Genomic DNA, 22,873 nt, shown 5'->3' with positions numbered 1-22,873 from the left:
ATGTAATAATGAAATTTCAAAATAATCAATCTATGATGACTGATGATAAATTTAGTATATTTGAGCAAAAATTACAGGAATTAGGTGCAAATCCAAAACAGGAGATACAGAATAATGCTGTATTGTCAGATAATCAGGTTTCCATGTCTGAGGAGCGGGCATGGATGTTACATCAACAAAATCCCATATCTGCTTCTGGACCTTTTGTTCTGGCATTGAAATTAAAAGGTCAGGTTAATATAGAAAGATTACAGTCTGCAATTATAAAATTATATGAAGGTAACTCAAATTTAAATCTGATTTATAAACTGGATGATGAAGGCGAATTAGAAAAAATTCATCAAAGCTATAAAACTGTAGAAATGATTAAAATAAAAAATGAATATGAAGCCAGAGCATATCTGATTCAGAAGGTAACACAACCCATAGACCTGGCAACTATACCTTCTATTCAATTTAGTATTTTTCAGACTGAGAATGAAGTTATTCTGGGAATACTTGGACATCATATTTTAATGGATGATAATTCATGGAAACCTGTATTCCATTATTTAAGCCAATATTATAATCAACATGCAGTAGAGCAATCTGGAATTAAGGAGAGTTCATCATTAAAATTTATAACACATGAAAAAAAGAACAAACAGGATATTTTAAATTACTGGAAAGATCAGTTTAACGATGGTTTGAGATACTATGATTTTCCAGAGGTATATAAGCTAATTCATAATTATCCAGTAACAAGATATGGCGTAGAAAATTATCTTGAAGGGGAAAATCTGGCAAATAGATTTGTAGCAAAATATCCATCACAATTTATTGTGAAATTGAGTGAAACAGCCAAAGCAACACCATTTCATAGTATTACAACATTGTTTGGTTTATACCTAAGCAATATTACGCATATTAATGAAGTAGATATTCTTATCCCAACTGTTGAGCATCGGGAAATTACACAGCTTGATCAGATTTCATCAAGTTCTAATGTGATTCCAGTCAGAGTATCTACCAATGCCGAGTTAAGTGCCACTATTGGGGCAGTGCGGAATCAAATTTTAAATGGTATTTCCTATGATTTACCGATAGAGGAGATATTTTCTGTAACAAAAACAGATCGAGAAGATATTCCTAATATTTTAATTACTCAGTTTGTATGTGCAACGCAGTTTTTAAATCTTGATGGAATAGAAGTGATTCCTCTTGAAATACCTTCTTTGAATATGGATTATGATTTGGCTCTGGCTGTACAATTTGATCAGAATAAGCAGACGGTTACATTTGAATTAACTACAGGGAACGCTTTATCAAAAAATGCGGGTGCAATTATTCTGGAAAAATTCCTGGAATTTTTACAAGGCATAGATAGCAGTAAAGATATTTTGGCAAACATAGTAAATGATAAATCAAATAATTATCATAAAGATAAGCATTTATCTGAAAATGTTGCCCTAGTGGATACCATTTTGTCGGAATTTAGACAAGTTTTAAATCAACCAGAATTAACAGCAACAGATAATTTTTTTGATAAAGGTGGACATTCTATTCTGGCGACCAAAGTGATTGGCCGTTTGCAATCAAAGCATCAGGTTTTGATCAATATCGCTGATTTTTTTAATGCACCCACAGCAAATGAATTGGTGAAATTCGCTACATATACAGAATATAATCACTCCGATATTGTCATACCTGTAGCAGAAACGGATATAGACATTATTGCGCCACTCTCATTATTACAACAAACTTATATAGAGTTTTCTGATTATGGTAGAAATCCAATTTTTAATATTCCGTATGCATTAAGATTTTCCTCTAATATAGATGAAAATGCTTTTTATTTGGCATTTAAAGATATTATTCAACGCCATCATGCACTTCGTACCATTTTAATTGAAAATTCAGAGGGTGAAATTCTACAAAGAATTATACCTATGCAGGAATTTGAGGATTATCAATGGTTCTGGTATTCAGATGCACAGGGCAATGAAGATTATCAAAATATCCTGATTCAGGAAAACTATCATAGTTTTGATTTATTTAATCATTTCCCAATTCGGGTTAAATTCCTGAAAGATGAAAATGGCCAGCCGATTTTATCTTTATTAATCTATCACAATGTAATGGATGAATGGTCAACAGGGATTTTGCTTGAGGATTTATGGGTTGCTTATCAGAAGCGAATTAATCATCAAATACCTGAATGGGATACTATTCCAAATCAATTCCATCAACATGCTTTAGAGCAGAATCATGCAGTTATTCTGGGTGAGCATCTGGCATACTGGAAACAAAAACTTGGCACTGTTTATAAATCAAAACCTTTATTGTCCAATAAGGATGAAGTAACAGAAATAGACATTGCAGGAGGTTTTGTCAGTTTTTCACTTAATGCTGTTGATGTGCAAAAATTAAATCATCTGGCAAAACAGAATAATGCTTCATTATTTCATACATTATATTCAACTCTGGCATTGGCTATTTATCTACTGGAAGGTGGTAAAAAGTTATTGCTTGGGACTTCTGTATCTGGGCGTGAAGATATTAAATATCAGGAAACAGTCGGTTATTTTACTAATGTAGTATTACATCATGTTCATTTTAATGAAGAAATGCAAATTTCTGAATTAATTAAACAGGTGAAGAATACCATTATAGAAGGCTTGCCATATTCTGATGTTCCTTTAGGAATTATTGAAGCTGCGGTTAAAGCAGATGATGAATTAAGTGAGGATAGCCTATTTGAGATATATATACAATTCCATGCAAAAAATTCCCTGACTGGTGTCTTACTGGTAGATGATCAACAAGATCTTAAATTTGAATTGCTGGAACCTGAAAGAACATTATCAAAATATGGTTTGCATTTTGAATTATATGAAGAACCATTATCTATTGATAATGCATTGAGAGTGGTGATGTGCTACAGAAATAATCATTATAGTGAAGACAAAGTAGCATTGATTATTGATCTGGTGCAACGTGTTTTTCATGCCATGATTAAAGTCAGTGATCATCAATTAAATGATATTACTGATATTAGAAAAGAGTTAACTTTGACAATTTAAATAATTAAAGGTAATTAAAATGCATCAAATGCAAAAAGATATAGAAAATGGATTTATTCCATTTTCAGAAGAAAGAGCCAGATTTTATCTGGAAAAGGGTTGTTGGCAAAATCAAACTTTATTTCAAATGCTGGAAGAAAGTGGGCAAAAGTATGCTGACCAGATTGCCGTTCGTCAGGATCAAAAAAGTTTAACTTATCAAGAGCTTTATGATTATGCTGCAAAATATGGGACTTATCTTGCGAAAAAAGGACTTAAAGAGGGTGATTTTGTCCTGATTCAATCCCCGAATGTGATCGAGTTTTTTGTGGTTTTGTTTGGGTTAACTTTTATTGGCGCTCGACCAGTGTTTTGTTTAAATGGTCATGGAGCTCATGAAATTGAAAATATTGCCAGAAAAAGTCGGGCTGTGGGTTATATCCGTATTGTAGATCGCCATCAGCATCATGATGAAGTCATTGACATGACCAATCAGTTTATACAGCCGAATTTGAATCTATGGTACAGACAAACCATAGCCAATGGTCATACTTTACAGGATTCATTTCCTGCACTGAAAAACTTATCCATTGATTTTAATCAACAAAGTCAGGCCAAAGCCACAGATATTGCCTTCTTGCAATTATCAGGTGGTACAACAGGATTACCCAAACTGATCGCCAGAACACATACAGATTATTTGTATTCGGTACGTTTAAGTGCAGACGTGGCGCATCTGGATCAGCACAGTAAACAGTTAATTGTATTGCCTGTCATGCATAACTTTACCATGAGTTCTCCTGGTTTTCTGGGAGCTTTTTATGCGGGTGCAACAGTCATTCTTACTCAGGATAGCAGTGCAAAAAACTGTTTTTCATTGATTGAGAAATATAAGATTACGCAGGTATCACTGGTTCCAGCTTTAATCAATTTATGGATTAATTCTGGTAAGCAGGATAATTATGATTTATCAAGTCTAAAAGTAATCCAAATTGGTGGTGCGAAATTATTACCAGTCCTGGCAAATGAAATTCTCGAGAAATTAAATATTACTATACAACAAGTATATGGTATGGCCGAAGGTCTGGTTAATTTTACTCATCTGGATGATGATGTAAATACCATTGTATATACACAAGGTAAAAAACTATCTGAATATGATGAAATCAAAATATTAGATGATGATGGTTTTGCATTAAAGCGTAATGCAGCAGGGTTTATATTAACCAGAGGACCCTATACGATTAATGGTTATTATAATTCTGCAGAAGATAATAAAAAAAGTTTTACCCTAGATGGATTTTATATTACGGGTGATATTGGATTCATTGATGACAATGGAAATATCGTTGTTACAGGCCGTGCAAAAGAGCAGATTAATCGGGCTGGAGAAAAAATAACACCTAGTGAATTAGAGAATTTGATTCTTGAATTCAATGGTGTGAAAGATGTCTGTGTGATTGGTATAGAAGATAAAATACTAGGTGAAAAGATAAAAGTTCTTATTATTTCAGAACATGCAGATAGAATATTCTCTTTACGAGAAATACGTAAATTTTTGCAAGAGAAACGAATTGCAGAATATAAGCTTCCCGATGAAGTAGAAAATGTGAGTGAATTTAAATATACCCATGTTGGTAAAATTCACAAACAAAAACTCAAATAAATAAATCTGGAGAATAGAAATGAGCATACAAAATCAAATTTATGACATTATCGGTATTGGTGTTGGCCCTTTTAATCTTGGTTTGGCTTGTCTTGCCGAACCATTAGAAGAATTAAATACGCTATTTTTGGATAGAAAAGAAGAGTTTGATTGGCATACAGGTATTATGCCAGAATGGAGTACATTACAAATTCCATTTGTTGCTGATCTGGTTAGTTTTGCCGATCCAACCAGTAAATTTTCATTTCTAAATTATTTAAAAGAAACTCAGAAAATTTATCAGTTTTATATTGGTGAAGAATATTACATTCTACGCTCAGAATATAATAATTACTGTAAATGGGCAGTCAGTAAGATGAAAAATATTAATTTTAGTGCCAATGTACAGGAAGTTATCTATGATGAAAACATGCATATATACACCATACAGTGGATTAATGATAATGGTGATATTGCTTATGCCAAAACTAAAAATATTGTTCTAGGTACAGGAACATCACCTAATATTCCTGAATTTTGTAAACAATATAAAGATAAAGTTCATTTAAGTAGTAACTACATTAATAATAAGGAAAATTATCAAAGAATGAAATCAATTACCATTATTGGTAGTGGGCAAAGTGGTGCGGAAATTTATTATGATTTATTGAAAGATATTGATAAATATAACTATTCATTGAATTGGTTCTCACAATCGAGACACTTTTTTACTATGGATATGGGAAAATTGGCACTAGAATATACTTCACCTGATTATACAGAGCATTTTTATTCCTTAACACAAAAAAAGAGAGATCAGATTATAGAAATACAGGATGTATTATATAAAGGTATTTCCATGAAACTGATTGATAAGATATATAGTGAATTATACATTAAATCGAATTCAGCCAAAATTGCAACCACAATTATGCCAAATTCTAGACTGGAATCCATGCATGAACGTGATAATAATCTGGTTCTGGAATTTGAACATCTGGATCTGGAAGAAAACTTCAGTGTAGAAACTAATGTAGTTATTTTATCTCTTGGTTATGGTTATCGTATTCCTGAGTTTCTTGATCCTGTTAAAAATGTAATTAACTGGGATGATAAAAATAGAATGAAACTAAATATTAATTATAGCGTAAATAATGATCATAATATCTACGTTCAAAATGTTGGATTATATTCACATGGTATATCTATTTGTGATCTTGGTATGGGTTGTTATCGAAATTCAATTATTATTAATAGTATTTTAAATAAAGATGTCTATCAGGTTGAAAAAAGAATAGCATTCCAGAGTTTTGAACCAGCACATTAACTTAAACAGATTATATGTAGGAAATTATATGAATACTATATCACGTTGTTTACCTGATTATTTTTCTCTGGATATTAATCACGACACTTATGCATTAAGAGCCATAAATTATCCAAAAGATTTGGCATTGATTCATCAATGGATGAATCTTGAACATATTGCTAAACAATGGCATCTAGATGAATCTATAGAAAATGTTGCAATGTATCTGGAAAAAGCATTGGCAGATGATCATCAGCGTCCATATATCATGACAAAGAATAATATGGATATTGCCTATATTGAAATATACGAAGGGTATCGTGATAGATTGGCAAGATACTATGATGCTGATATTCATGATATGGGGTGGCATCAGGCTTTGGCAAATGTGAGTGCCAGAATGAGAGGTGTATATCTAACTTATATGGCAATATTGATCAATGAATTTATTTTTAGAAATACTCAGGCGAAAAAAATTGTTGGTGAACCAAATAGTAATATTAAAGCCTATTTTAAGATTGCAGAAAGTTTTGCTTATATGATACAGAAAGATTTAATCATGCCAGAAAAGAAAGCTGTTTTATATTTTTGTGAAAAAGATCAATTTTATAATTCAGAGGTTATGCAAAAATTTAAAGACAAGATTGAAGTCCAATAGTGATTAATCTGTTATCTCACTTTCTGTTAAAGAATAAATCTGTATTATTGGATTATTTATGTTAAGTAATAAATCTTTTTTTGCTAAAATTAAAGTAAAGTATTATGTACTTTTCTTTGTTGTTGTTTTTCTGGTTTTGTTTTTATTCAATTATCAGAGTCATTCTTCTGATAAACAACAAACAAAAACTGCTAGTTCACCCATAATGACAGTTTCTATTACTCATCCCCGCATTGAGAATATTTCCAGAGATCTTTTGGCTTATGGCTATATTAAACCGTGGCAGGAAGTCATTATTGGTAGCGAAATTTCTGGTGTGAAGATTAATAGGATATTTGTAAATGTTGGTGATCATGTAAAAAAAGGTCAATTACTGGCAAAAGTGGATAATGATCTTATTCTGGCAGATTTATCTCAATCCAGAGCTCAGGCTCTGGAGGCTAAATCTCTTTTGGATGAGGCCAATAAGGATACATATCGTATTCAACATTTAAAAAATACAGGGGCAATTTCAGATCAGGAAATGTCCCAAATCTTAACTACTGAAAAAACGGCTCAATCCAAATTAATAGCAGCTATGGCTGGCGTAAAAACAAATGAGCTTCGGTTATCGAAGACCAGAATTTATGCCACAGATGATGGCGTGATTAGTTCCAGAACGGCAACAACAGGATCATTATTACAGGCTGGACAGGAATTATTTAGAATGATCCGAAAAAATCAGCTTGAATGGCATGCCGAAGTTACTCAGCGGGAATTATATGATTTGCAGCCTGCAATGCAGGTGATTATTAAAACATCGAATGGTCATTCTATTACTGGTCATGTACGTCAACTTTCACCTGTGGTGAATGAGGATACTAATCGGGGAATTGCTTATGTTGATTTACCTGTTAGTGATGCTGTCAAAATGGGAATGTTTGTTGAGGGAAGATTTATACTGGGTAAACATCAGGTATTAACCTTGCCACAAAGTAGCATTGTGATGCAGGATAGTTATTCTTATATCTTTGTGGTAAATCCGCATAATAAAGTTAAACGTATAAAAATTAATGTAGGACGTCAAACAGGAGACAGGGTTGAAGTCTTTAATCTGGATCAAAATCTTAAAGTCGTAGAATCAAGTGGAAACTTCCTTTCAGATGGTGATGTTATTCAAATCGGAAATAAGATTCCTGTTTCTAATATTACCAATGGTTTGCTGAAAGAGTTGAATTAACGTATGAATTTTTCTGTCTGGTCAATAAAAAATCCAATTCCATCAATATTACTATTTATTTTATTAAGCTGTGTTGGATTATATAGCTTTTATAAAATGGAGATTCAGTCATTTCCTGATATTGAGCTACCCGTGGTGACGGTAACGGCCACTTTACCAGGTGCAGCACCTCGACAACTGGAAACTGATGTTGCCACAAAAATTGAAGATGCCATTTATACTCTGGAAGGTTTAAAACACCAGTCTACAATTATTTCGGATGGTGTGGTAACTACTACAGTTGAATTTGATCTTGAAAAAAATTTACAGGAAGCTGTGGATGATGTTAGGGGAGCAATTTCCCGTATTCAGGCTGATTTACCCGCAGAAATGCCAACACCTGCAATTAATAAGATTAATGTCGCATCTTCTCCAATTCTGACCTATACCATTCAGGCACCTGAAATGGATGAAGTCAGTTTATCTTGGTTTGTCGATCATGAAGTACAACGGCGATTATTACAGGTGCATGGTGTCGGTGCTGTGAGTCGGGTGGGAGGATTAACCCGACAAATCAATATTGAGCCACAGCTTGATCAGTTGACCGCAATTCATATGACAGTTGAAGATTTGTCAAAGCAACTCAAATTAACCCAGCTTGAAGCATCAGGTGGGCAAATGAAACTGGGGCAGGGTGAACAGGTTATTCGTATAGATGCCACAGCAAAAACTGTTGCCGATTTGAGTAAAATTAATATTGCCCTAAAAAATGGAAATTACATTCGTCTGGATCAACTTGCAAATATAACGGATAGTTATACCGAACGTCGTAGTCTGGCACTACTGGATGGTCAGCCTGTTATCGGTTTTGAAATTCTGCGCAGCAAGGGTGCAAGTGAAATTGAAGTTGAAAAAAATATCCAGCTGGTTTTGCAGCAATTACAAACACAATATCCTGATTTAAAACTTAATGAAGCCTTTAATTTTGTTAATCCCGTAAAAAGTAATTATAACGGCTCAATGTATTTATTATATGAAGGCGCATTATTAGCCATTCTGGTGGTGTGGCTATTTTTACGGGATTGGCGGGCAACATTGATTGCAGCAATTGCTTTACCGCTCTCCATTTTGCCTGCTTTTGCAGGTATGTACTATTTGGGTTTTACCATCAATGTTGTGACATTACTGGCATTATCTCTGGTGGTTGGAATTCTGGTGGATGATGCCATTGTCGAGATAGAAAATATTATTCGTCACATGAAGAATGGGCAAAGTCCATATCAGGCGGCCATGAATGCTGTGAATGAAATTGGACTGGCAGTCATTGCCACAACACTTTCCCTGATCGTTGTATTTTTACCTACAGCTTTTATGAGTGGTGTTGCTGGTAAATTCTTTGTGCAATTTGGCTGGACAGCATCTCTTGCCATATTTACCTCGTTATTAATTGCCCGATTATTGACGCCAATGATGTGTGCTTATTTGTTAAAATCTTTTATTCAGTTAAATTCAGATCAGCAAGCGAAACAAGATGAAGTTCTAAAACCCAAACACAATCATGGCATGGTCATGGATACCTATTTAAACAAGGTGAAATGGTGTGTTGAGCATAAATGGTTAACTTTAATCATGGCAATTGTGCTATTTATGACGTCAATGTTATTAATTCCCTTATTAAAAAAAGGATTTATTCCATCATCAGATACGGGGCAGACTCAGGTAAGGCTGGAATTACCCGCAGCAACCAATTTAAAAACTATGGTTGATGTTGCCGAATATGCCAGAAAACTGATTCAGCAACAGACTGATATAAAAAGTGTTTATACAACGATTGGTGCTGGCTCCGTAGGAAATAATCCTTTGGCTTCCAATCTTGCAGAAGTTAGAAAGGCAGTTTTGACCATTCAACTGGTAGATTATCAGGATCGTCAAAAAACTTTGCAACAAATAGAACAGGATTTACGTAAAACCCTGATTGATCATCTTAGTGGTACACGAGTACAGATTGGTCTGGAAACTGCCAATAATTCATATCAGTTTGCATTATCGGGAGAAGATGCCGACAAACTACTTCAAACAGCTTATATTCTGGAAGAACAGCTTAGAAGTATACCCAATATTGGTACAGTCACTTCTGGGGTTGCACTGGAACGCAAGGAAATTGTGGTCAAACCTGATTATGCCAAGGCAGCAATGATGGGCATTAGTCCATCAACAATCGCCCAAACGATTCGGGTAGCAACCATCGGGGATTATGATCAGAATTTATCAAAACTAAATTCTGATCAGCGTCAGATTCCGATTGTCATGCGATTGCCTGTGGAGGTTAGACAGGATATTGAAAAAATTAAAAAATTAATGATCAATGGTCAACGAGGAGAAGTCATGCTAGGCAGTATTGCAGCGATGACCATGGAAAATGGCTATTCACAAATTGAGCGATTTAATCGGTTAAGAAATATTAATTTTATTATGGAATTGAATGGTGAAGCATTAGGCGATATTGCAACACAAGTAACCTCCTTGCCCATTATGCAGAATTTACCTGAAGGGGTTGTGTTGACCAATACGGGTGATGCCGAAGTTATGGTTGAGCTTTTTTCAAGTTTTGGTCTGGTGATTATTACGGGTGTTGTTTGTATATATGCCATATTAATTTTATTATTCAGAGATTTTTTTCAACCCGTAACCATTTTGATGGCCTTACTCTTGTCTACGGCTGGTGCATTTATTTTATTACTAATAACTAATAATTTATTGGCCTTGCCTAGTTTGATCGGCTTGATCATGTTAATGGGTATTGCTGCAAAAAATTCTATTTTATTGGTAGATTACATTATTATTGCCAGAACCCAGTTACAATTAACTCGAGCAGAAGCAATACAGGATGCCTGTTTAAAACGAGCCAGACCGATTATTATGACCTCAGTCGCTATGGGAGCTGGAATGTTGCCGATTGCTTTGGGATTTGGTACAGATCCAAGTTTTCGTATGCCAATGGCGATTGCAATTATTGGTGGATTAGTTAGTAGCACCTTATTATCGTTACTGGTTATTCCTGCTGTATATGTCATTGTGGATAACTTTAAAAATTACTTTAAAAGTTTGGTTAATAGGAAAAATAATTAGTACATTTTTATCATAACCCTTGTTCCATAGTGTCTCGCCTAAATGTTTGACCGTTTGAAGCAGTTCATTGTGTTCTATTAATTAAATTTTCTATCTTTACAAGACTTTGCACTTTTATGGAATTACTTTATATTTCTATCTGCCTAAAGTTCCTTGTTGGTGGTCTTTAGTGTCATAAGTTCTATTACTATATAGGGAGTTGAGTTGTTTATTTTGTGGAATTTGATTGAGTAGATTACCAAGTAGTTGTGAATCACTGACATTGTTTGTGGTGAACTGAACTGCCCGTACTTGGAGAGATATATCATCAAATCAAATTGCAATATTTTTATTAATCATAGCCTTAACAGTAAATTTATGCAATAAAGCCTTTTTATCAAAGTAAGCATAATATTTATTTGTGTATTTTTTTATCTCTAGTTAAAAAGCATAATGATCTATTATCATGTAACTACTTTTTTAATCTTTTATAAATATCTGAATATTATTTTAATACTTTTTAATCTTCAAAAGCTTATATCACATTTATATTGGTGAAATTCAAGTGTATTTAAATAGTGCATTTACAGATCAATGCATCATATTGATACATTTTTATAAAGATACATTTTTATTTAAGGCTATGATAATTAAAATTAAATCATAATACTTTTTAATTTTTTTATAAGAAATAAGTACATACTTTAGTCTAATTAGTTTTTGGCATGTTATGTGCTAAAAGATAAATGTATTTTTATATAAATATACATTTATGGTGGTATTATGATTGTAGATGCTTTGGGATTAGTAAAAAAATTTGCTGAAGGTAGTACTACACCTTTAATTGAACTTGAAAAGTCAATTGTCGAAATAAATTTTGCTAAATCGATATTTATTTCAAAAAGCTTGGATCGTGCTTATAGGGAAGCTAAGGCATCTACAGAGCGTTGGAAAAATGCTTGCCCACTTTCTAGTTTTGATGGAGTTACCATTGCTTGGAAAGATTTAATTGATGTAGCAGGCATGGTTACCACAGCCGGTGCCAAGATATTTAAGCATCATCCTCCTGCCCAGCATGATGCAGGCATCGTATCTGCGTTAACGCGTATGGGTATGGTTAACATTGGAAAAACTAATTTAACTGAATTTGCTTATTCTGGGCTGGGTTTAAACCCACATTTTGGTACTCCAGAAAATGTTGTGGACCCGAAATGTATTCCTGGTGGCTCTTCTTCAGGTTCGGCTGTGGCTGTTGGCAATGGTATTGTCAAGATATCTATGGGAACCGATACCGCAGGGTCAATCAGGATCCCTTCTGCTTTTAATGGTGTGGTTGGTTATCGTAGTAGTTGTGCAAGATATCCAAAAGACGGAGTTTTTCCTCTGGCGAGCTCATTGGATACACTTGGACCGTTGGCGACAAGTGTCCGTGATTGTTATGTATTAGATTGTCTATTGCATGGGCAAGCAAATGTACAATTACCTAAATATCCGTTAATACGGCAGCTTAAGTTTTTTGTCGATCTTGATCTTTTGGAAGATCCTGCCATCACAATTGCAGTAAAAAATAATTTTCTACACTCCATCGAGCGTCTGGCACGGGCTGGTGCATATATCGAATATCATCGTATCAGTGCTATTCATGAAACTCTTGCACTTATTGATGACGGTAAATGGCTGGGGGCTGCCGAAGCCTTTACTTTACATGAAGATTTATTAAATAGTGATGCTGCTCAGCAAATAGACCTCAGGGTTCGTTCTCGTCTGGAAACTGCAAGAGATTTACCTGCCTCAATACAAATTAAATTATACACAACAGCAAAAAGATTAAAGCATTTACTCGAAGAAGAACTCTGTGATGGTTTTTTACTTTCGCCAACAGTCGCACATACTGCGCCATTACGAGAACCACTTGAGCAGAATGATACACTTTTTTTTCAAACCAACGCAAGAACACTAAGGCTGACTATGCCGGGAAGTTTTTTGGATATGCCATGTTTAACGCTGCCAAATGGTTCGGATAAATATGGTTTACCTACTGCTCTATTGATTTCAGGAATCTGTAATCAGGATCAAAAGGTTTTGCACGCAGCACTTGCTGTAGAACAGGTACTTGCTGGTGCAGCCCACAAGTAAATTCGTTTTAATTTATTCACGCATACTTTAAAAAAGGATGATCTCATGGCTAAAGAAATTTTAGTTTCTATCGGTATTGATGTAGATGCTGTTGCTGGTTGGTTAGGTTCATACGGTGGTGAAGATTCACCAGATGATATTTCTCGTGGTTTATTTGCTGGAGAAGTAGGTGCATTACGTTTATTGAAATTGTTTGAGAAATACCAAATCAAGACAACTTGGTTTATTCCTGGGCATTCTGTTGAAACATTTCCTGAACAGATGAAAGCCGTAGTCGATGCTGGTCATGAAATTGGTATGCATGGTTATAGTCATGAAAATCCAATCGCAATGACGCCTGAACAGGAAGAGGCTGTACTGGATAAAGCGATTGAATTAATCACGCAATTATCAGGAAAACGCCCCACAGGTTATGTTGCACCTTGGTGGGAGTTCAGTAATGTTACGAATGAACTTTTGCTTAAAAAAGGCATTAAATATGATCATAGTCTGATGCATAACGATTTTACGCCATATTACGTAAGAGTCGGTGATTCATGGACCAAAATTGATTATAGCCAACATCCAGATACATGGATGAAACCTTTGGTACGGGGTACAGAAACGGATCTTATTGAAATTCCTGCAAACTGGTATTTGGATGATTTACCCCCAATGATGTTTATCAAAAAATCACCAAATAGTCATGGTTTTGTCAATCCACGGGATATTGAGCAAATGTGGAGAGATCAATTTGATTGGGTTTATCGTGAAATGGATTATGCAGTATTTCCAATCACGATTCATCCAGATGTTTCTGGACGTCCACAAGTGTTGTTGATGTTAGAGCGTTTAATTGAGCATTTTCAGTCACATGAAGGTGTGAAGTTTGTAATGATGGATGAAATCGCAACTGATTTTGCCAAACGTTTTCCTCGTGCTGGTTAATGTCAGCTTTAAATTAAAGGAACATGACCATGACTGAAAATATTGATTTAGACCATAGTGCTGGAAATACAGAATCACCTACCCAAAAAAGTGCTGATATCTGGCAGCCTGAAGTAATCAGCCAGAAAGATATTAATTATGCTTCTTGGATTGCTTTTTTTGCATGGGTATTCGCAGTATACGATTTTATTTTATTTGGAACGTTGCTCCCGGTAATGGGAGGACATTTCAATTGGAACGAGGCTGAACAAGCAAGTTTGGCGACATGGATTGCTGTGGGCGGTGCGATTATTGCTTTTGCGATTGGGCCAATTGTCGATAAGATTGGGCGTCGTAAAGGTATTATCTTTACTATGACGGGTACAGCAATTAGTTCAGCGATGACAGCAATTGGTGCTGGATGGGGTAAGGGTCCTTTAACGATTATTCGTTCAGTTGCGGGACTGGGCTACGCTGAAGAAGGTGTGAATGCGACTTACTTGACTGAAATGTATGCCACCTCCAAAGACGAGAAATTTAAAAAACGCAAGGGATTTATTTATTCACTGGTGCAAAGTGGTTGGCCAGTTGGAGCATTGGCTGCTGCGGCATTAACTGCAATTTTACTACCACATATTGGTTGGCAAGGTTGCTTTATCTTTGCAGCAATTCCAGCTTTTATTATTGCGATTTTGGCAAGAAAACTTAAAGAAAGTCCACAGTTTCAGATTATCAGAAAAATCTCGGAATTAAAAAAAGCGGGGCAAATTGATCAGGCAAATGCGCTGGCTGCAGAATATCATCTTGATCATGAAGAGCATCAAAAAACTGGCGTAAAAGCAGCTTTTCAGGGTAAAGCATTACGACCAACGCTAATTTTGAGTTTAGCCATTCTACTTAACTGGTCTGCAATTCAGGTATTTAGTGTATTGGGTACTTCAGTGATCGTGAATGTCCATCATTTATCATTCCAAAATTCATTAATTATTCTGATTTTATCTAATCTAGTTGGGTTTATCGGCTATCTGGTTCATGGCTGGTTGGGTGACCGCATTGGCCGTAGAAATACTGTTGCAATGGGCTGGATGTGTGGTGGTGTAGCATTTTACGCTATGGTTGTGGCATCACATGATTTAGTGACTGTGGTAGCACTTTATAGTGTGGGCTTGTTCTTTCTGACTGGACCTTATTCCGCCATGTTGTTCTTTATGGGGGAATCTTTCCCGACTAGTATCCGTGCCACTGGCGGCGCGATTGTACACGCTATGGGACCAATTGGGGCAATTCTAGCTGGTGTAGGTATCACCAGTGTATTAACCAGTGGTGGAGAGTGGGCGAGTGCCGCACTTTGGTTTGGTGCTTTGCCATGCTTTTTATCTGGTTTGGTGATGCTTGCTGCTCGCCATGTCAATCCAGAAGATGTGAAATAAGGAAAAAACATGACTAATCAAAATCCTGTTGCATTTATTACGGGCGCTGCAAGTGGTATAGGTCAGGCATTGGCTGTGGTTTATGCCAAGCATAATGTACGTGTTGTAGGTGGTTATTTCGAAAAAGATCCACATGATCCGAAACTGACAGAAGAGCTGGTAAAACAGGCAGGTGGCGAATGCATCATGGTGCCTGTAGATGTTGCTGATTATCAATCTGTAGAATTTGGTGTCAAAGCTGCAATTGACCATTTTGGCCGGCTCGATTATGCAATTGCCAATGCAGGTTTACTACGTCAATCGTCTTTATTGGAGATGACAGACGATGCATGGAATGAACTGATTAATGTCGATTTAACAGGCGTAATGCGAACCTTTAGAGCAGCAAGTAAATATATGGTAGCTCAAGGCGCAATGGTTGCGATTTCCTCTATTGCCGGCGGCGTATATGGTTGGCAAGAACATAGCCATTATGCGGCTGCAAAATCTGGCGTACCGGGTTTATGCCGTTCTTTGGCAGTTGAATTGGCCGTTAAAGGTATTCGCTGTAATGCTGTTATTCCCGGTTTAATTGAGACGCCACAATCCCTAGATGAAAAAAATTCTTTAGGTCCTCAAGGTTTGGCCGAAGCAGGCAAAAAAATTCCACTAGGTCGGGTTGGACGTCCAGATGAAGTGGCAAAACTCATCCGGTTTTTGACGAGTGATGAGGCCAGCTATATCACTGGGCAAAGCATTATTGTAGATGGTGGGCTGACCGTGCGCTGGCCTGATTAAAAGATTAAGTTTAAATGTCTGCACCCGAGATGGTGCGGACGTAGAATCAGAAAGGATTTAAAATGAAACAGTTAAAAGAATGTCGTGTGGTGATCACTGGCGCAGCAAGCGGTATTGGTGCTGCAATTGCCTTAGCCTTTGCTAAACAGGGTAGCGCACTGTTACTCAGTGATTTAAATCAACAACAACTGGAAATAAGTGCAGAACTTTGTCGTCAATTCACTTCTCATGTGAACACTATTGTGACTGATATTAGTTATTCTGAAGGTGCTAATCAAACTATTGATTTATGTATTGAATATTATGGTGGAATCGATGTTCTGGTCAATAATGCCGGCATTCTGACACAAGCACCTTGTGTCGATTTAAGCCAAAAAATGTGGGAAGACATGTTGAGAATCGATTTGACGAGTGTCTTTCTCACCAGTCAACGGGCTCTACCGCACATGATTGAACAACAATGGGGAAGAATTATTAATGTCTCTTCTCAGCTAGGCATTAAAGGCGGGGTTGAACTCACGCATTATTGCGCTGCAAAAGCAGGTGTAATTGGCTTTACTAAATCCCTCGCTCAGGAAGTCGCTAAACATAATGTATTAGTGAATGCAATTGCACCAGGCCCAATTATAACACCGTTGGTTGAGGGAATTAGTGAACAATGGAAAGTGGATAAAGCCAAAGAATTGCCTTTAGGCCGCTTCGGTACCGCCGAAGAAGTGGCACCTGTTGCTATATTATTGGCTTCTGAACCGGGTGGTAATTTATTTGTAGGGCAAACCCTAGGACCAAATAGTGGCGATGTTATGCCCTAATTAAGGATAGTACGATGTGTGGATTATGTGGCGTGATCGGTGAAACACCAGACTGGACAGATGCGCTTGCTTCAACGTTACCGAAACGGCAGGAAAGATTAAGACGCATTAAAATTTTAAATCTATTGACCGCACCACAACGGCTAACAATTTCTGATTTTCATGGCACCAATTATATTGTACAAACTGCAACCGGAAAAAGCAGTATGGCCAATGGTTTTATGGCATTACTGCTGGAGATTGAAAATATGGCAGGCGAAAAGCTAGACGTATTAAGCCCAGATATTTTGTCCTATTTGGAGTGTCTATAATGAGTATTCCGGTACATATTGTGACAGGCTTTTTGGGCAGTGGTAAAACTACACTGATTAAACGCCTGTTACTCGCAGGTGATGCACAAAACACACTTGTACTCATTAATGAACTGGGTGAAATCGGTATTGATAATTTACTGGTACAAACTGTTGCAGACAATACTTTTCTATTACCGAGTGGGTGTATGTGTTGTACAGTTTTGGACAGTTTGAAAACAACCTTATTAGATATGCTGAACAAGCAAGCCCAAGGGTTAATACCAGCTTTTAGTAGGGTCTTGATTGAAACCACAGGACTGGCAAATCCTGCTTCAATTCTGGCGACCATTCAGCAGGATACTCATCTTAAGAGCCGTTTTTATCTTCACGGTTTAACTACCGTTGTAGATACTGAAAATGCTATCCAACAATCGCAACTACATCCTGAGTGGCTGACACAAATTGTTGCCGCTGATCAGATTTTGTTGAGTAAATGCGACCGGGTTGGTGACAGCATACAACTCGCAGTAAAGGATAAAATTCAGCAACTTCACGCTGAGATAGTAATTAAAAATGTACAGGATATTTACTGTGTTGCTGATCTTTTTGAAGAGCAGTTACTTCATCGCCAAAATTTAAATCCTGCTGTTTTTTTTAAACCCGTGGATAAGGCAAAGCATGATTTAACCCAGACATGTGTAATTGAATTTGAAGGAGAGATTGATGGGCTAGTTTTTGGTGTCTGGCTCAATTTATTACTCAATAAGTATGGAGAACAACTCCTTAGAATTAAAGGAATTTTAAAACTAGTAGGTTTTGAGCAACCTGTATTAATTCAGGGGGTACAGCATTGTCTGTATCCACCTGAGCATTTGGAAGCTTGGTCTTGGCAAGCGCAAACCTCCAGAATAGTCGTGATTGCCCGTCATCTTGATGTGCAACAGGTACAACGTTCGTTTCAGCTATTTATGCAAAAACTGGCAAGTTAACGGATTGAAAATTCAGAATTCTGTATTTAACAACATACGGAATAGGGGCTGTGTGTGCGTAATTTAACAGTTTAGGATTTATTTAAAATCAAAAATAGAAGTTTTAAATTGATTTTTAATAAGTTTTTATTTTAGAGGGCGTGGAGGTGGAAAGTCATTAATGTGGATTAATTTGAACGATGTCGTCAATTTCTAATCATTTTTAAATTTTAAAGCAGGTAGTAGAATGGGTAAACATATTTTCACAGGTTCGATGCTGGTATTAACGCTAAGTGCCACCACATCAGTCTTCGCTAATCAGGCCTTTGATGCACAAAGTCCCTGGATGTTGGGGGATTGGTCTGGGAAGCGTAGTGCCTTGGTTGAACAAGGTTATGATTTTTCAATAGGTTATAGTGGACAAGGCGCAACTTTGCTGAATACTTCTGTCGATTCAGATAAAGACGCTGCTTATGCAGATCAGTGGAATTTTTCTGGTCATTTTGATTTAGCCAAAATTTTAAATTGGGATAACACTCAGGCTTATATCAATATCACTAAACGGGATGGCAACCAGATCGAGAATAAATCCAATGCTTTATCTACACATATTAGTCAGGTGCAAGAAGTATATGGTCGCGGTCAGACCTGGCGTCTAACAGATATGTGGATCAAAAAAACTTTCATGAATAATCAACTTGATCTCAAAGTGGGACGTTTTGGGCAAAGTGAGGATTTTGCAAGTTTTGACTGTGAATTTCAGAACTTGGCTTTATGTGGTGGGCAAATCGGACATTGGTCGGGTGATCAATGGTTTAATGGTCCTGTTAGTCAATGGGCAGCACGGGTTAAATGGAGTTTTTCACCTGAATTAGCTGCGCAGATCGGTGCCTATGAAGTGAATCCGGAAAACCTGAAACGTAGTAAAGGTTTTAACTTGAGTACTGATGGTTCTGAAGGTGCAATTATTCCAGTTGAATTGATCTGGACACCGGCATTAACCCTTCAACATCTGCCAGGAGAATATCGTCTGGGATATTATTATAGTACGGTCAATGCAGACAATATTCAAACGGAGCGCTCTGGAAATAAACATAAATACGGTATTTGGATTTCTGCAAAACAGCAACTTACGACACATACCAATGATGCCAGTCGTGGGCTTAGTATAATGGGGCAAGTTGCCTTGTATGATAATAAAACTAGTATTTTTCAGGATGCAGAAAATATTGCGCTAGTTTATAAAGGTCTAGCCGAGAGTCGAGCAAAAGATGAAATTGGATTGGGTCTTTCTCGTATTTCAGTTGATAGCGATCGGGCACCAGAGTTGGATGAAGAACTCAATGCTGAACTTTATTATGCTATTCAAGCAACAAATTGGTTGAAAATTCGGCCTAATTTACAATATGTAAAAAATATTGGCGCTAATCCGGAAAGTGGTAATGCATGGGCGGCTGGTGTAAAATTTAATATGAACTTTTAAGCGTTGATGACAGCAGTGGAAAGGCTTTAAAGCTAAGCCTTGATTGAATTTCTTGGGACTAAAGTTTTTTCGCTGACATTGTCTTTACGATTTAAAAATACAATTTAATCAAGGTTTTTCATGAATTCAATAGTCCCAACGCTCAGAATTTTAGGCACTTCTGTAACTCTAATCGAAAAAATCCGTATTAAAGCAGAGCAGGATTTAGGAATTCATCTCGAGTATCAAATCTACGATCCGCAAACTGTACAAAGAATTGCAGCATTACACCCGGAACAATATGATTTATATGATCAATGGTTTCATAATATTGATTTTGTTTGGCCAGTAAAATCCATTCAGCCCATCGAAACAGCTAAGATTCAGCGCTGGAATGAAGTTAATGATTTAGCTAAAAAGGGCACCTTATTTCCAGATCGTCCATTGGCGCAAGGTGGGGTGCCGAGCCAAAGATTATATGTACAGGAAGATGGTACTTTAGGAAATAAGGAAACACCTTTTATTACTATGCTACCATTAACGCATAATGTGGATAGCTTTATTTATTTTCCTAAATCTTTGCCAGATAGCCTGAAAAATCAACCCGAGAGTTGGGCATGGTTACTGGATAAAGATTGGCATGGTTCTGTTGCAGTACAAAATGATGCAGCAATTGGTGCGCTGGATTTAGCCATGGCAGTTCAGGCTAGTAAACAATTAGAATTTGCTGATTTAGGCAATCTGAGTTTACAGGAAATTGATAGGCTAACCTCATTATTATGGGAGTTAAAACGGACTAATCATTTTAAGGATTTTTGGTCTGATGATGAACATGCCTATCAATTGATTTCCAGTAAAGACATACATATCGCAAGTTTATGGTATCCAACGTTAATTAAATTATTACAACATCATAAAAACTTTAAAATTGCTAATCCAAAAGAAGGCTATCGTGCCTGGTTTGGCGGTCTGGCATTGTCCCGAGATGTATCCGATGAGATGAAAGATGTGGCCTATGGATATTTGAACTGGTGGTTGGACGGGTGGGCGGGAGCAATGATGGCAAGGCAAGGCTTATACATTTCCAATCCTCTGCGTGCCAGAGAATACATGACAGAGGCAGAATGGGATTTTTGGTATATGGGAAAACCAGCAAAGGAAAGTTTACAGGGTATCAACGATCAGCCTTTGATATCCAAAGGCATGTTAAGAGAAGGTGGTTCTTATATGGAGCGAATGGGGCATATTGGTGTGTGGAATTCTGTTATGGATGAACATAACTATCTGGTAAGAAAATGGAAAACCTTATTAGACAGTTAAATTTTTAATCTTAGGATACACGTTGCAAATAGGGGGGGAGATGTGGTTCAGGAATAATTGAAAATACTTTTAAATAATCCACAGAGCGTTTTTTTGCATTGCTAAGATGTTTTTCGAGATTTTGAATTGCAGACTCCAAAGAACCATAAAGTAATGCATCAATAACAGCTTGATGCTCTGCTAGCATAAACTGATAATCGTTGACATGAATGGCTTCATGTAATACCTGACTAATCAGAATTGAACTTTGTGCATTATACATAATATGCGCTATTTTCTGATTTTGCCATTCTATATTACACAAGGTATGATGTAGATCATGTTCAATCTGTTTAATAATGTGTTTATTTATATTTTGCTGGGCAAAAAGAATGCGCTCAGACATTTTTTTTAAGTCATTACTGGATACATTGTGAATGTTATTGCGTAATGCAATGGGTTCTAAAATTAATCGAAGTTCATAGTTTTCGCTAACACTTTGTGCTGATAATGGCCCTGCTAGCCAATCTCCATAGGGCTCTTTTTCAACGAGCCCCTGTAAATGAAGATTTTTTAGCGCTTCTCGAACAACACTTCGGCTAATATTAAAGTGCTCAGCCGCACGTTGCTCATCAAGTCGGTAATGGCCATGCAGGATAATCTGTGAAATGTATTGATAGAGTTCTTCATATATTTTTTCACTTAATAAGCGTGTATCAATAATTTCTTCATGATCTGGAATGCCTAATAATTCTTTAGTTATATTTAATCTAATCGGTTTAATGTGTTCTTGCTTAGGATTAACAAGATAACCCCGCCCATCAAAACGTGAAATAAGCTGTTGATCTGATAAAAGTTGTAATGCATGCCGAACTGGCACTCGACTTGTATTAAATATTTTTGATAATGGAGCTTCTAATAACACTGTTCCGGTGGGTATGGTTTGTTCTCTAATGGCATTCGCAATAGTTTCAAAAATGATCTGATATCTGGCATTGGTTTGTTGAGAGAAATTCGTTGAGTTCAGCATATTAATGAGCAAATGATAAATGGCAATATTTGTGATTACTTTCTTTGAGATGTATTTCTATAGTGTGTGCATTGATACACAGCTCCAAGCACATATAGATCTGTTATGGCTCTGCAAATATTCTCAATAATCAATTTTTTAATTTGATTTTGAGTGCTTACTTCGTATCTCATTGTGAATAAACACTATAGATTATAACGTTATTTTACTTGTTCTGTCATGTAATTTAGGATGCTGTTATTATACTTTGAAAAGATTTGAGATCAAAGATGTCTAAGCTGTAAAGAATTTTAGAGTAGATCAGATTTTTCTTGATGAAATAGTGTATAAAATAATATTTTTATTGAAAAAAACTTTCTTTATCTTAAAGTTATTAACTTGTGGTCTTTTAAGAATTTGGAGCGGGAAACGAGACTCGAACTCGCGACCCCAACCTTGGCAAGAGCCACCCACATTTTTACATTAAAAACCATTAGATTACATTAAAATAAATTATTTTATTTCAATAACTTAAAATTTTAATTATGTTTTTTTGAAATTTAAAGTTAATACATAATATAAATTTTGGTCACTTTTACTCTTTTAAAATTCAACAAAAGTCACCTACATTTTATAATTTTGGATGTAAAAAATTTCTGCTCATTCACTACAGTAATAAAAATTAACCCGTTGCTTTATGCTTGAAAATTTACTTACTGCCCATTTTAATTATTTTAAGCTATATTTTGATTAATTCTGGATTGGATATAATTGAGCGTATCACTGGTGATTTGACCAGCATAATTATCTTTTGCTATTGCT

General features: G+C 36.1%; 16 protein-coding genes. 15 read left to right on the top strand and 1 reads right to left on the bottom strand.

What is annotated here, in order from left to right:
- The first annotated feature begins 8 nt into the window (after positions 1-8).
- From F4V57_RS02805 to F4V57_RS02735, 15 genes are all read left to right on the top strand, one after another.
- Positions 9-3,062, top strand: a complete 3,054-nt coding sequence (locus tag F4V57_RS02805; protein ID WP_070070004.1) for a condensation domain-containing protein — start codon at positions 9-11, stop codon at positions 3,060-3,062.
- A 19-nt stretch (positions 3,063-3,081) separates the two neighbouring features.
- Entirely contained in the window at positions 3,082-4,707 is a 1,626-nt protein-coding gene (locus tag F4V57_RS02800) for a (2,3-dihydroxybenzoyl)adenylate synthase (protein WP_227515691.1), read from the top strand.
- A 19-nt stretch (positions 4,708-4,726) separates the two neighbouring features.
- Positions 4,727-6,013 carry a lysine N(6)-hydroxylase/L-ornithine N(5)-oxygenase family protein gene (locus F4V57_RS02795; RefSeq protein WP_070070003.1) on the top strand — a complete coding sequence of 429 codons (1,287 nt, stop codon included), beginning with the start codon at positions 4,727-4,729 and terminating at the stop codon, positions 6,011-6,013.
- Between the two features lie 28 nt (positions 6,014-6,041).
- Positions 6,042-6,653 carry a GNAT family N-acetyltransferase gene (locus tag F4V57_RS02790; protein ID WP_070070002.1) on the top strand — a complete coding sequence of 204 codons (612 nt, stop codon included), beginning with the start codon at positions 6,042-6,044 and terminating at the stop codon, positions 6,651-6,653.
- Positions 6,654-6,711: 58 nt separating this feature from the next.
- Positions 6,712-7,872 carry an efflux RND transporter periplasmic adaptor subunit gene (locus tag F4V57_RS02785; protein ID WP_070070001.1) on the top strand — a complete coding sequence of 387 codons (1,161 nt, stop codon included), beginning with the start codon at positions 6,712-6,714 and terminating at the stop codon, positions 7,870-7,872.
- Between the two features lie 3 nt (positions 7,873-7,875).
- On the top strand, positions 7,876-10,980 hold the full coding sequence (locus tag F4V57_RS02780) for an efflux RND transporter permease subunit (RefSeq protein ID WP_070070000.1): 3,105 nt from the start codon (positions 7,876-7,878) through the stop codon (positions 10,978-10,980).
- A gap of 762 nt (positions 10,981-11,742) precedes the next feature.
- Positions 11,743-13,095 (top strand): amidase, encoded by a 1,353-nt coding sequence (locus F4V57_RS02775; RefSeq protein WP_070070398.1) that lies wholly within the window; start codon positions 11,743-11,745, stop codon positions 13,093-13,095.
- Between the two features lie 45 nt (positions 13,096-13,140).
- Positions 13,141-14,022, top strand: a complete 882-nt coding sequence (locus tag F4V57_RS02770) for a polysaccharide deacetylase family protein (RefSeq protein ID WP_070070397.1) — start codon at positions 13,141-13,143, stop codon at positions 14,020-14,022.
- 29 nt (positions 14,023-14,051) lie between these two features.
- On the top strand, positions 14,052-15,431 hold the full coding sequence (locus tag F4V57_RS02765; protein WP_081409242.1) for an MFS transporter: 1,380 nt from the start codon (positions 14,052-14,054) through the stop codon (positions 15,429-15,431).
- Between the two features lie 9 nt (positions 15,432-15,440).
- Entirely contained in the window at positions 15,441-16,208 is a 768-nt protein-coding gene (locus tag F4V57_RS02760; protein WP_070070396.1) for an SDR family NAD(P)-dependent oxidoreductase, read from the top strand.
- A 62-nt stretch (positions 16,209-16,270) separates the two neighbouring features.
- Entirely contained in the window at positions 16,271-17,020 is a 750-nt protein-coding gene (locus F4V57_RS02755) for an SDR family NAD(P)-dependent oxidoreductase (RefSeq protein WP_070070395.1), read from the top strand.
- A 14-nt stretch (positions 17,021-17,034) separates the two neighbouring features.
- A complete protein-coding gene (locus F4V57_RS02750; protein WP_070070394.1) occupies positions 17,035-17,331 on the top strand; it encodes a hypothetical protein in 297 nt (98 codons plus the stop codon).
- Positions 17,331-18,302 carry a CobW family GTP-binding protein gene (locus F4V57_RS02745; RefSeq protein WP_070070393.1) on the top strand — a complete coding sequence of 324 codons (972 nt, stop codon included), beginning with the start codon at positions 17,331-17,333 and terminating at the stop codon, positions 18,300-18,302. The genes F4V57_RS02750 and F4V57_RS02745 overlap by 1 nt, the downstream gene beginning before the upstream one ends.
- Positions 18,303-18,528: 226 nt before the next feature.
- Entirely contained in the window at positions 18,529-19,764 is a 1,236-nt protein-coding gene (locus tag F4V57_RS02740; protein WP_070070392.1) for a carbohydrate porin, read from the top strand.
- 120 nt (positions 19,765-19,884) lie between these two features.
- Positions 19,885-21,063: an ABC transporter substrate-binding protein gene (locus F4V57_RS02735; protein WP_070070391.1), complete on the top strand. Its 1,179-nt coding sequence runs from the start codon at positions 19,885-19,887 to the stop codon at positions 21,061-21,063.
- Between the two features lie 10 nt (positions 21,064-21,073).
- Here F4V57_RS02735 and F4V57_RS02730 read toward each other — a convergent pair whose 3' ends face one another.
- Positions 21,074-22,072 (bottom strand): GntR family transcriptional regulator, encoded by a 999-nt coding sequence (locus F4V57_RS02730; RefSeq protein WP_070070390.1) that lies wholly within the window; start codon positions 22,070-22,072, stop codon positions 21,074-21,076.
- Positions 22,073-22,873: the final 801 nt, after the last annotated feature.

This window comes from Acinetobacter qingfengensis, assembly GCF_008693185.1.
GTDB classification, from domain to species: Bacteria; Pseudomonadota; Gammaproteobacteria; order Pseudomonadales; family Moraxellaceae; genus Acinetobacter; species Acinetobacter qingfengensis.
This window is presented reverse-complemented; position numbering and strand designations above follow the sequence as displayed.